The following is a 557-nucleotide window of genomic DNA, read 5'->3' on the forward strand; positions in this document are numbered from 1 at the left end:
TGGCACTTGTAAAAAGTGTGACAAATCCGTCAGAGGTAGTAATCGTCCGCGAATATTTGCAATACCTAGCATCCAAGGCTTTACTAGAGGTAAGCTAGTATATTCTGGCATGGATAATACCTCTGATACCTGACCCATAGGGGCAACTAAGCGCTGTCCACCAATCTCAAATACCACCCCTTGCCAATCAAACTCTTGACCACCGCGGCGACCACTTTTGCGCGCACGTGCCAAGTCTGCTAGACGCAGAAGCTCAATAAATCCTCTAGAGGCCACAAGTTACTCCATCACTTTGCGAATCATATTGACCAATCCATTCTCATCGACTGGTTTATTCATATACTCTTTGGCACCTTGACGCTTGCCCCACACTCTATCGGTTTCTTGATTTTTGGTACTAATCATAATGACAGGTATATGAGCGGTGGTTTTACCACGAGTGATTTTTCGTGTAGCCTGAAAACCGTTCATTTCTGGCATGACTACATCCATTAAGATGACGTCTGGCAGGTGATCAGCTGCCATCTGACAGCCCTGCTCGCCATTTGATGCTTCTA

2 protein-coding genes are annotated in these 557 nt (G+C 45.8%); both read right to left on the bottom strand.

What is annotated here, in order from left to right:
- Positions 1-276: chemotaxis protein CheW (locus tag ACS8FC_RS19910; RefSeq protein WP_439298057.1), on the bottom strand; the 276-nt coding region annotated here is incomplete at its 3' end.
- Between the two features lie 3 nt (positions 277-279).
- The coding region (locus ACS8FC_RS19915; protein ID WP_439298058.1) for a response regulator at positions 280-557 on the bottom strand (278 nt) is incomplete at its 5' end.

It is taken from the genome of Psychrobacter sp. 1Y4, assembly GCF_051847555.1.